6 protein-coding genes are annotated in these 11,455 nt (G+C 68.6%); 5 read left to right on the forward strand and 1 reads right to left on the reverse strand.

All coding sequences use genetic code 11. From position 1 onward, the window contains the following. From QMX80_RS15870 to QMX80_RS15885, 4 genes are all read left to right on the forward strand, one after another. On the forward strand, nt 1-164 hold a 164-nt coding region (locus QMX80_RS15870), incomplete at its 5' end, for a glucokinase (protein WP_282278098.1). A gap of 115 nt (nt 165-279) precedes the next feature. Next, the gene (locus QMX80_RS15875) at nt 280-3,156 is read left to right on the forward strand and encodes a TonB-dependent receptor (protein ID WP_055772261.1); all 2,877 of its coding nucleotides are present in this window, start codon (nt 280-282) and stop codon (nt 3,154-3,156) included. Nucleotides 3,157-3,499: 343 nt separating this feature from the next. Beyond that, nucleotides 3,500-5,056: a PQQ-binding-like beta-propeller repeat protein gene (locus QMX80_RS15880; protein WP_282278089.1), complete on the forward strand. Its 1,557-nt coding sequence runs from the start codon at nt 3,500-3,502 to the stop codon at nt 5,054-5,056. A 74-nt stretch (nt 5,057-5,130) separates the two neighbouring features. Further along, a complete protein-coding gene (locus QMX80_RS15885) occupies nt 5,131-7,485 on the forward strand; it encodes a family 20 glycosylhydrolase (RefSeq protein WP_282278092.1) in 2,355 nt (784 codons plus the stop codon). Nucleotides 7,486-7,704: 219 nt separating this feature from the next. Here the strand turns inward: QMX80_RS15885 and QMX80_RS15890 are convergent, their stop codons facing one another. Further along, the gene (locus QMX80_RS15890) at nt 7,705-8,940 is read right to left on the reverse strand and encodes a DUF1343 domain-containing protein (RefSeq protein ID WP_282278094.1); all 1,236 of its coding nucleotides are present in this window, start codon (nt 8,938-8,940) and stop codon (nt 7,705-7,707) included. Nucleotides 8,941-9,039: 99 nt separating this feature from the next. Here QMX80_RS15890 and QMX80_RS15895 point away from each other — a divergent pair, with 99 nt between their 5' ends. Then, nucleotides 9,040-11,340, forward strand: a complete 2,301-nt coding sequence (locus tag QMX80_RS15895) for a family 20 glycosylhydrolase (protein WP_282278096.1) — start codon at nt 9,040-9,042, stop codon at nt 11,338-11,340. The last annotated feature ends 115 nt before the right edge of the window (nt 11,341-11,455 follow it).

The raw sequence follows: 11,455 nt of genomic DNA on the forward strand, positions 1-11,455 counted from the left end.
CCAAGCTCGGCCAGTTCCTCATCGGCAGCACCTTCGTCGAACGCTTCCTCAACAAGGGACCGATGGCGAAGGCGCTGCAGCGCATTCCCGTGAAGCTGGTCGAGCACGGGCAACTGGGTGTCATCGGCGCAGCCAGTTGGTATCTGCAGCACCGCAGCACCTGATCACGCTCCCACCCACGCAGCAACGCACACCGCCGCACGGGCATGCGCCCGCGCACCAGCCATCTACAGAAACCGCGGTTCAACCCACAATCCGCCAATGATGAGGAGAGACATCATGAGGTACCGCAAGTCCGTACTGTCCGCCGCCATCGTCACCTGCCTGAGCTTCTCCGCGCACGCGCAGGACGCCGGCAAGGAAACGACCGACCTCGACCGCGTCGTGGTCACCGGCATCCGCGCCAGCCTGCAGCAGTCGCTTGAAACCAAGCGCAACGCCGACGCCATCGTCGACGTCATCACCGCAGAGGACGTGGGCAAGTTCCCGGCCACCAACGTCGCCGAGGCCATCACCATCATTCCCGGCGTGACCATCGACAAGGCCTTCGGCCAGGGCGAGAAGGTCAGCATCCTCGGCACCGATCCGGCGCTGAACCGCACCATGCTCAATGGCCAGACCGTGGCCTCGGCCGACTGGTTCATCACCGACCAGCCGGGCCGCACCTTCAACTACTCGCTGCTGGCGCCGCAACTGGTCAGCAAGGTCGAAGTCTACAAGTCGCCGGAAGCGTGGCTGGACGAAGGCTCGGTCGGCGGCACCGTCAACATCTCCACCCGCAAGCCACTGGACCTGGAAGGCACCACCGTCTCCGGCTCGGTGGGCTACCTCTACAACGACCGCATCGAGAGCGGCGACCCGTCGGTTTCGGCCATGTTCGGCTGGAAGAACCAAGCCAACACCTTCGGCGTGATCATCTCCGGCCAGCGCTCGGATGAAAGCATCCGCCGCGAGGGCATCGAGTCCTACGGCACGGTGACCGGCGACCACTACATCAACAGCCGCGACGGCGCGCCGAACTCGATCACCAGCACCAGCGACGACTGGTCCACCGGCGAGGCCGTCACCATGCCGCCGAGCTGCGTGGGCAGCTGCGCCACCACCCTGCTGGCCAACCCGAACGCGGTCGCACCGAATTCGATCAGCGCCCATTACTTCGAGCAGAAGCGCGAGCGCGACACCCTGTCGCTGGCCCTGCAGTTCAAGCCGCACGAGAAGCTGGACATCGAATTCAACCTGCTCGACGTCAAGGCCGGCTACGACAACATCAGCCATGCCATGTTCGCCTTCAACGGCAACACCTGGAACTCGCTGGGCAACCTGACCGACCTGACCGTCGATGGCGGCGTCATCACCAAGGCCAAGTTCCGCAATGCGCTGACCGTGTATGACCTGATCAACCGCCAGGCCACCGTCGATACCGACTCCTACGACGTGAAGTTCAAGTGGACCGACGAGCGCTGGTTCGCCTCGGCCCATGCCGGCTACTCCAAGGCCACCGGCGGCACCGGCCGCCAGGTGTTCGGCGAGTTCCTCAACAAGGCCAACTACAGCTACGACCTGACCGGCAAGGTACCGAAGCTGTACTTCGACGGTTACCAGAGCGACGCCATCCAGGACGTGGCCAGGCACTTCGCCCCGGCCAACCCGGGCAGCCCGTTCAACGACCCGAACGCCTACAAGCTCGACCGCGGCGAGCCCTGCACCCAGTTCTCCTGGGGCTGCGGCTGGCATGCCGACCCGGCGACCAAGGACAACTGGAAATCGGGCTGGGGCGGCAACATCGTCACCAAGCCGACCCGCGACGAAGAAAAGTACGCGCAGGTCGACTTCGGCATCCAGCTGGAATCGCCGATCTACCAGCTGCGTTTCGGCGCCAAGCGCCGCGAACACGAAACCTCGCAGTCGATGGCCGGCGTGACCCTGGCCTCGATCAAGGGCTATGGCGACGTCAGCGCCGAAAAGTTCGACCCCAAGCAGCTGCCGGACAACTATCTCTCCGGCTTCGGTGACGTGGGCGACCTCAACAGCCGCTTCATGATCGACGGCTGGAAGCTGGCCGACTACATCCTCAGCGGCGATTGGCTGGCCCCGTGGCAGACCATGCGCGCCCCGAGCACTTTCTACGATCCCTCGTTCGTGGCCAACACGTGGAACGTGACCGAAGACGTGACGGCGGCCTACCTGCAGGCCGATTTCAGTGTCGACCGGCTGCGCGGCAACTTCGGCGTACGCCTGGTGCGCACCGAGTCCGACAGCACCAGCTGGCAGTGCATCGGCAAGCCCAGCTGCGTCGCCAACGAAGCCAACAACTACGTCCACAGCTACCAGCTGGCCACCACCTCGAAGAAGTACAACGACGTGCTGCCGAACGTGAACGTGGTCTATGACCTGAGCGACAGCGTGGTGCTGCGTGGTTCGGCGGCCAAGGTGATCTCGCGCCCGAACTACGGCGACATGTCCACCTATCTGTGGCTGGGCGACCAGACCCGCACCGGTGGCGGCGGCAACCCGGACCTGAACCCGTACGAATCCACCAACCTGGACTTCTCGGCCGAATGGTACTTCTCCGAGAACGCCATCCTGGCCGGCACCCTGTTCCACAAGAAGGTGGACAACTACATCCTGGTCAGCACCCAGAAGGAGATCCACTTCAACCAGGCCGACCAGCGCGACACCGAGTTCGATGTCTCGCGCCCGAACAACGCCGGCAGCGCCACCATCAAGGGCTTCTCCGCGGCGTACCAGCAGACCTTCGGCGCGGGCCTGGGCCTGCTGGCCAACTGGACCTACGCCGAAGCCAAGGCCGACAACGGCGACTTCCTGCCCTACAACTCCAAGAACCAGCTGAATTTCAGCCCGTTCTACGAGAGCGAGCGCCTCAGCGCCCGCGTGACCTACTCGTGGCGTTCGAAGTACTACACCAACGTCGACCGCGGCAATTACCTGGTCACCGATGACTACGATTCGCTGGATGCGAGCGTCAACTTCAAGATCACCGACAACCTGACCCTTGGCCTGGATGGCATGAACCTGCTGGACAGCGAATACCGCTCCTACGCGGAAGTTCCGGGTGTGGCCAACACCGAAAAGCTGGTGCGCGGCCTGTACCGCACCGGCCGCCGCTACATGGCCACGCTGCGCTTCCAGTTCTGATCCGGCTCGGCTGAAACCCCACGTTCCACGTTGTTTTTCTCCTCCAACGGGCCTGGCATTCCAGGCCCGCTTTTTTTCCGGCGTCGGTACCGCCAACGCGGAGCGGCAACCATCCGGGCATGGAATGGCCCATCCGCTGCACCTGCTGGAGCGGCAAGCGCTGCATCGCATCGCGGCGTTTCGCCTTCTGGTCCGGCAGGCAATACCGTAGTGGCCGACGGAGCGGCAAGACCGGCCCGTCATGGCCTGCGGTTCTTCCCCGCAGGCATCAGGCAAGAGGCAGGGAAGGCGATGCGGCCTGCCGCGGCAGGTCGCCCGTACCGGACAGAGGACCACGACCACCATGACAACGCGCGTACCACCCCGAGACCGGCCAGCCCGCGCCCCACACGCAGGAGGGCGATACTGGCTGTTCGCCTGGGCGCTGGCCTGCTCCACCACGGCCGTCGCGCAGGAAACCACCGATCTGGCCGGCTACTGGTCCGGCCATACGGGCAGCGGGCGCGAGCGCGTGGCCGTCGGCCTGGAACTGCAGCCCGATGACGGAGGCGGCCTGTCAGTCAGGCTGGATTTGCCCATCGCGCACATGCAGTCCATGGCGATGGGCAGCGCGCGGATCGAGGACGGCATCCTGCGCCTGCCCGGCCTGCACCTGGCACTGGCGCGGAAGGCGGGACGCCTGACCGGCACCCTGCTGGATCCGGCCGGTAGCGCCGACCTGAGGCAGGCGGGGCCACGCCCGCCCGCCATGCCGTCGATCGCGGCCACCGACGCGCCCGCGCTGCCGGGGCCGCTCTGGGCGGTACGCCTGTCCGGCCAGGTGTTCGCCGCGCCGGTCGTTGATGCGGGCATAGCCTACGTCGGTACCACCGGCGGCATCTTCGAGGCGGTGGACGTGCGCGATGGCCAGCGCGCCTGGAGCGTGCCGCTGGGCTTTCCCGTGTTCGCCAGCGCCGCCGTCGACGGCGACGCGGTCTACGTGGCCAGCGACGCCTTCCTGCATCGCCTGGACAGGGCGGACGGCCGCGAGGTCTGGCGCTACCCGCTGGCAACCGAGCCGGCGGCGCGCGTGCTGCCGCACCCGGGCAGCGCGCACTGGGACGGGCAGGCGCCGCGACCGCTGGTGCTGGGCGCCACCCTCTACATCGGCAGCGCCGATGGCGGCCTGCATGCGGTCGATGCCGAAAGCGGCCGCCGGCTGTGGCGCTTCGTCGCACCCGGCCGCATCCGCCACGGGGCAGCGGCCGACGCCAGCCACATCTACGCGGTCAGCGAGCCGGGCAGCGTGCATGCCCTGGACCCGCGCACCGGCGAGGAGCGGTGGCGCCATCCCTTGTCCGGCCAGCCCGGCGCGGCGCCGGTGGTCCATGAAGGCCGCGTCTATGCCAGCGACCGCGGCGCGCTGCTGCACGCGCTCGACGCGGGCGACGGCCGCCGCCTGTGGCTGCTTCCATTCTGGACCTCGTGGGTGGAATCGGCGCCGGTCATCGTGGACGGCACGCTCTACATCGGCTCGTCCGACCTGAAGCGGATCAGCGCCATCGACGCAGGCAGCGGCAAGGTGCGCTGGCGAAGCGAAGTGGCCGGCTGGAGCTGGGGAACGCCACTGCCCGCCGGCCGCCACCTGTTCGTCGCCACCGCCGCCGGCGCGCCGTATTTCCAGCCGCTGCAGGCGGAACTGGCCATGCTCGACCGCGCGGACGGGCGGGTCGTCGCGCGCATCGCACTGCCGGCCGGCGAGGGCTTCATCTGGGGTGTGGCCGGCGATCTGGCACGCAGCGGCGACACCCTGGTCGCGGCGACCATCGGCGGCACGTTGATGGGCTTCGCCCTGCCCAACGCGACCACACCGCAAGCGGGTGCGGACGACCTTCCTTCCCCGCCCCTCTCCCTGCGCTGAGCCACATCCTTCCACCCCGTACCGCTGCGCCCCTGGCCGCACCCGCGTCCAGGCTTCATCCAAGAGGACACGCGATGATCCGATACCGCACCACCACCGCCGCGCTCGCAAGCGCCCTGTTCGTTGTCCTGGGCGGCACCACCGCCTGTGTCGCAACCAACGACGCAGCCACTCCGGCGGCGCAGGCGCAGCCGGTGCAGGTGGAAAGCGCGACGATCATCCCGCGCCCGCAATCGATGCAGCCGGCTGCCGGCACCTTTCTTGTCGCTGCCGGCACCACCGTGCACGCGCAGGGCGAAGCCGCGGCGCGCGTCGCCGCGCAGTTCACCGGACTGCTCGGCCGGACCACGCCGCTGGCGCTGGCCACCGATGCGGGCAAGGCGGAAGACGGCATCGTGTTCCGCCTGACGCCGGCGGGCGCGGGCGCTTCGCCCGAAGCGTACGCGCTGGACATCTCGCCCACCGGCATCGTGGTCGAAGCGGCCAGCGAGCATGGCCTGTTCAATGGCGCGATGTCGCTGTGGCAGCTGCTCGCCGGGCAACAGGCCGCGGCGGTCTCGCTGCCGGCGATGCGCATCGAGGATGCGCCGCGCTTCGCCTGGCGCGGGCTGATGCTCGATTCGGCGCGCCACTTCTGGAGCGTGGAGCAGATCAAGATACTGCTCGATGCGATGGCCACGCAGAAGCTCAACACGTTCCATTGGCACCTGACCGACGACCAGGGCTGGCGCATCGAGATCAAGCGCTATCCCAAACTCACCGAAATCGGCGGCTGCCGCGTGCCGCAGGGCGATGCCGGCCGCAAGGCCGACGGCACGCCCAACCTGTACTGCGGCCACTACACGCAGGAACAGATCCGCGACGTGGTGGCCTATGCCGCCGCCCGCCATATCACCATCGTTCCGGAGATCGACGTGCCCGGCCACGCGCAGGCGGCAGTGGCGGCCTATCCGGAGCACGGCGTGGTCGACGGCCCGACCGAGCCGTCGCACAACTGGGGCGTCAATCCCTACCTGTTCAATCCGCGCGAGGAGACGCTGCAGTTCCTGGAAGGCGTCCTGGCCGAAGTGATCGACCTGTTCCCCGGCCCCTATGTCCATATTGGCGGCGACGAAGCGGTGAAATACCAATGGCAGGCCTCGCCCGCGGTGCAGGCGCATATCCGCGCGCTTGGACTGAAGGACGAGGAGGCGCTGCAGTCGCACATGCTCAAGCGGCTGGAGAAATTCCTGGAGGAGCACGACCGCAAGCTGATCGGCTGGGACGAGATCATCGAGGGCGGCCTGCCGCCACAGGCCACGGTGATGTCCTGGCGCGGCATCGAGGGCGGCATCGAAGCCGCCACGCACGGCCATGACGTGGTGATGGCGCCAGGCAACACGCTGTACCTGGACTTCCTGCAGACCAACCTGCCGGACGAGCCGCCGGGCAGGCCGAAATTCACCTCGATGCAGAAGATCTACGCCTTCGATCCGGTACCCGGACAACTGCAGCCCGAGCAGCGCCGGCATGTGATCGGCGTGCAGGCCAACATGTGGACCGAGCACACCCGCACCTGGGAGCGCCTGCAGCACAACCTGTTCCCGCGCATGGCCGCGCTGGCCGAGATCGCGTGGACGCAGCTGCAGCGCAAGGACTACGACGATTTCCTCAAGCGCCTGCCGGCGCAGCTGCAGCGCTACAGGGCGCTGGACATCGCCTACGGCCAGACCGCGCTGTCGGTGGCGATGCAGCGCCACGACGACCGCGCCGGCAACCGCGTGGATGTCGAACTCTCCAACCCGCTGGGCTATGGCGACATCCGCTACACCACCGACGGCAGCGCGCCGACGGCACGCTCGCCCGCCTACGCCGCGCCGCTGGCGTTGCAGGTACCCACGTACCTGGAGGCCGCCGTCTTCTTCGACGGCAAGCCGCTGGCCGACAAGGCCAGCCGGTGGACCCTGGACGCCGCTTCGCTGCTCACCCGCAACGACAAGACGCTGGCGCAGTGCCCGCAGGGCGGCCGCCTGCTGCTGCGGCTGGAGGACGACAATCCCACCGACGGCCCGCGCGAGAATTTCGACGTGACCATCTTCAATCCGTGCTGGTTGTGGGAAGGCGCGCAGTTGCAGGACGTGGCCTCGATCCAGGTACGCGCCGGACGCATTCCGTACAACTTCGGCCTGCTGCGCGAGGAGGAGGCCAAGCGCGGCTTCCGCAAGGCGGTGGCGGCGCATGGCGAGTTCGAGGTCCGCGACGGCTGCGAAGGGCCGGTACTGGCTTCGGTGCCGTTGCCGGAAGCAGCCGATGCCGATGGCTTCATCACCCTGGACGCACCGCTGCACTCCGGGGCCAACGCGACCGCCAACCTGTGCATGACCTTCAGCGGCGATACGCGGCCGACGATGTGGGTGCTGAAGCAGGTGGCGCTGCGCACGGGAGACTGATCGGCGCTTCCCTCCGGCAGCGCCGGACCATGCGCGATGAGGATTGGATGGCAAGGCCGCAGCCGGGCGGTGCCCCGCTCTACACGAGCGATGCTGCACTGCCGTCGGGATTTGCGGCGCCACGCAGTGCGCTGTAGGGATTGGCTGGCAAGGCTACGGCGGGGCGATGCCCCGCTCTACCGGTGGGATGCCAGAAAGGGCGGGGGCCGCGCCCCCGCATCACGGATACAGCAGATAGCGCGCGCGCACCGCCTCGAAGCGGCGCAACTCCGGTTGCCAGCGCTGCTGCATCGCATCGAGCGTGTCGCCGCGCTCGATCGCCTGGCGCAGCCAGGCATTGCCGGCCAGCTTGTCGAAGAAGCCAGGCGTGGCACCCGGCGCATCGGACTGGAAGCGGAACGCATCCGGATACAGGTCATGCAGCGTCTTGACCACCGCCAGCCCCGTGCGGAACGGCAGGAAGGCTTCGCGGTCGGTGACATGGACCTGCACGCCGCCGCAGGCCTTGCCTTCGTGCTTGGAGAAACTGGGAGTGAACGCTGTCGGCCGGAAGCGCACGCCCGGCAGGTCGAGCGCGTTGAGCGCATCGGCCAATCGCCGCGCATCGACGAAGGGCGCACCGAGGGTCTCGAACGGCCGCGTGGTGCCGCGTCCCTCGGAAATATTGGTGCCTTCCAGCAGCGCAGTGCCCAGGTAGACCAGCGCGGTGTCGCGCGTGGGCATGTTCGGCGACGGCGGCACCCACGGCATCGCCCCGCCCGGCTCGGCGTCGCCGCGCTGCCAGCCGCGCATCGGTACCACGCTCAGTTCGGCGCCGATGCCGAACTCGCCGTTGAACAGGCGCGCCAGCTCGCCGATGGTCATGCCGTGGCGCACCGGAATCGGGAACATGCCGATGAACGAGGACTGCGCCGGTTCCAGCACCGGGCCCTCCACCTTGAGTCCGCCGACCGGATTGGGGCGGTCCAGCACCCATACCGGGATGCCGTCGCGCCGGGCTGCGCGCAGCACGTTGGCCAGCGTGTAGGGATAGGTGTAGAAGCGCGCGCCGACATCCTGGATGTCGAACAGCAGCAGGTCGATGCCGCGCAGCATCTCCGGCGTCGGTTCGCGGTGCTCGCCGTAGAGGCTGTGCACCGGCAGTCCGGTGGCCGCATCGCGCGAGGAATCCACGTGCCCGCCGGCCTGCACGTCGCCGCGCACGCCATGCTCGGGGCCGAACAGCGCCACCAGCTGGATATCCCGGCGCGCGGCCAGCAGGTCGATGTCGCTGCGCAGCGCGCGGTCCACGCCGGTCATGTTGGTGACCAGGCCGATGCGCTTGCCCTTGAGCTCGCTGGCGCGCTCGTTCAACAGCACTTCGATGCCGGGCTCGGGACCCGCGCCGCGTACTTCGACGGCACGCGCGGGCATCGCCGATGCCAGCAACAGGCCGCACAGGAAAAGGTTTCTCATGTATCCATGCATGCGCATATCCGCGGTACGAGAGGCGATGGGCAACGATAGCCGATCATCGGATAATCCGGCCTGGCCTTCGCCCAATCGGAACCCGTGATGCGTCGATTCGTGTGGCTGTCCTTCTGCCTGCTGGCATTCTGCAACCAGGCCCACGCCGGCGAAAACGCCATCGTCCCGTCGCTGATCCCGCAACCGGCCACGATGCAGGTCGATGCGGACGCGGCCGCCTTCCATGTGGATGCCCGCACTCCGCTGCACGCCGACGGCGATGCGGCGAAGCGCGTGGCAGGCCAGTTGAACGCCTTCCTCGCCAAGGCCGGACGCACGCCATTGCCCATCGCTGCACGCAGCAAAGGCGCGCATGGCATCCAGCTCGATATCGACGCGGACAGCGGCATTCCGGCCGAAGGCTACGCGCTCACCGTCAATGCGGACGGCATCGCGATCCGCGCCAGCGACGAAGCGGGCCTGTTCCATGGCGCGGTGACCCTGTGGCAGCTGCTCACCCAGGGCGAAGGCCCGCGCGTGACGCTGCCGGCGATGCGCATCGAGGACGCGCCGCGCTTTCCCTGGCGCGGCTACATGCTGGACTCGGCGCGGCATTTCCAGACGCCGGCGCAGGTGAAGCAGCTGCTCGACACCATGGCGCTGCACAAGCTCAACACGTTCCACTGGCATCTGACCGACGACCAGGGCTGGCGCATCGAGATCAAGCGTTACCCGCGGTTGACGCAGATCGGCGGCTGCCGCATCCCCGCCGGCGATGCCGGCATCGATCCGTCCAGCGGCAGGCCCGCGCCGTACTGCGGCTGGTATTCGCAGGACGACATCCGCGACATCGTCGCCCATGCCGCCGCGCTGCACATCACCGTGGTACCGGAAATCGACATGCCCGGCCACGCCACCGCCGCCATCGCCGCCTATCCGGCGCTGGGCACCGAAGGCCGGGAGATTCCGGTCTCGGCACACCGCGGCATCCACGCCAACCTGTTCAACGTCGACGACGCCACGTTCGATTTCCTCGATGGCGTGTTCGCCGAAGTCGCGCAGCTGTTCCCCGGCCCCTACATCCACGTCGGCGGCGACGAGGCGATCAAGACGCAGTGGCAGGCATCGCCGCGGGTGCAGGCCAGGATGCGCGAGCTCGGGCTGGCCGACGAGGCCGCGCTGCAGAGCTGGTTCATCCACCGGCTGGAAACCCTCGTGCATGCACACGGCAAACGCCTGATCGGCTGGGACGAGATCCTCGACGGCGGGCTGGCGCCCGATGCCACGGTGATGTCCTGGCGCGGCATCGACGGCGGCATCGCCGCGGCGCGCCAGGGCCACGACGTGGTGATGTCGCCCAATGCCGACCTGTACCTGGACTACCTGCAGACCGACTCGCCGGACGAGCCCGGCGGCCGTCCGCGGCCGAAGCTGATTCCGATGGAGAAGTTCTACCGCTTCGAGCCGGTGCCCGAGGCGCTGGACGCGGCCCAGCGCCGCCACATCCTCGGCCTGCAGGCGAACATGTGGACCACCGACGACGTGCGCTTCGCCGCGGTCGAGCACAACACCTTCCCGCGCCTGCTGGCGGTGGCCGAGACCGGCTGGACGCCGCAGGCCGGCAAGGACTACGCCAGCTTCCTGCAACGCCTGCCGGCCTGGAACCGGCGCTACGAGGCGCTGCGCGTCGGTCATGCGCGCACGCCGTTCCGCGTGCTGCTGGAAGACGCGCCCGCCGGCAACGACAAGGCGACGCTGCGCCTTTCCAATCCGCTCGGCTACCCGGTGCGCTACACCCTCGATGGCAGCGAACCGACGGCGCGCTCGCCGCTCTATGCCGCGCCCATCGAAGCCGCGCTGCCGGTGCAGCTGCGCACCGCCGCCTTCGCCGGCGGCACCGCGCTGCAACCCGCGGACCGCTTCGACGTGACCGCGGCCAGCCTGCGCAGCCGCGGCAACGCGCAGCTGCAGCCGTGCATCGCCGAAGGCCCGGTCCTGCGCATGCAGGACGACACGGCGCAGGCCGACGGCCTGCGCGCCTTGTTCAACGTCGCCTTCATGCAACCGTGCTGGCGCTGGGAACAGGCGCCCATGGCCGGCGCCGGCAGCATCGAAGTGCGCGCCGGCCGCCTGCCCTACATCATCGACCAGAGCGAGGAGGAGAACGCGCGCCGCCGCTTCCTGCCGGCGCGCAGCGCGCACGGCGAACTCGACATCCGCGCCGGTTCCTGCGACGGCGACCTCATCGCCACCGCGCCCCTGCCCGCGCACCCCGATGCAGACGGCTTCATCACCCTGCGCGCACCGCTGCTGCGCCACTCGGATGCCACCGAAGCGCTGTGCATCCGCTTCAGCGGCGACTTCCGCCCCGACATGTGGGTGGTGGACAGGGTGACGCTGCAACCGTAGAGCGGGGCACCGCCCCGCTGAAGCGTCACCGGCCAAGCCAGCCGGGCGCTGCCCGGCGCTACAGGGGGCGGGGGCGGGGGGGCGGGGGGGGGGGGGGCGGGGGCGGGGGGGGGGG

It is taken from the genome of Stenotrophomonas sp. PS02297, assembly GCF_029959705.1.
GTDB lineage: Bacteria > Pseudomonadota > Gammaproteobacteria > Xanthomonadales > Xanthomonadaceae > Stenotrophomonas > Stenotrophomonas nitritireducens.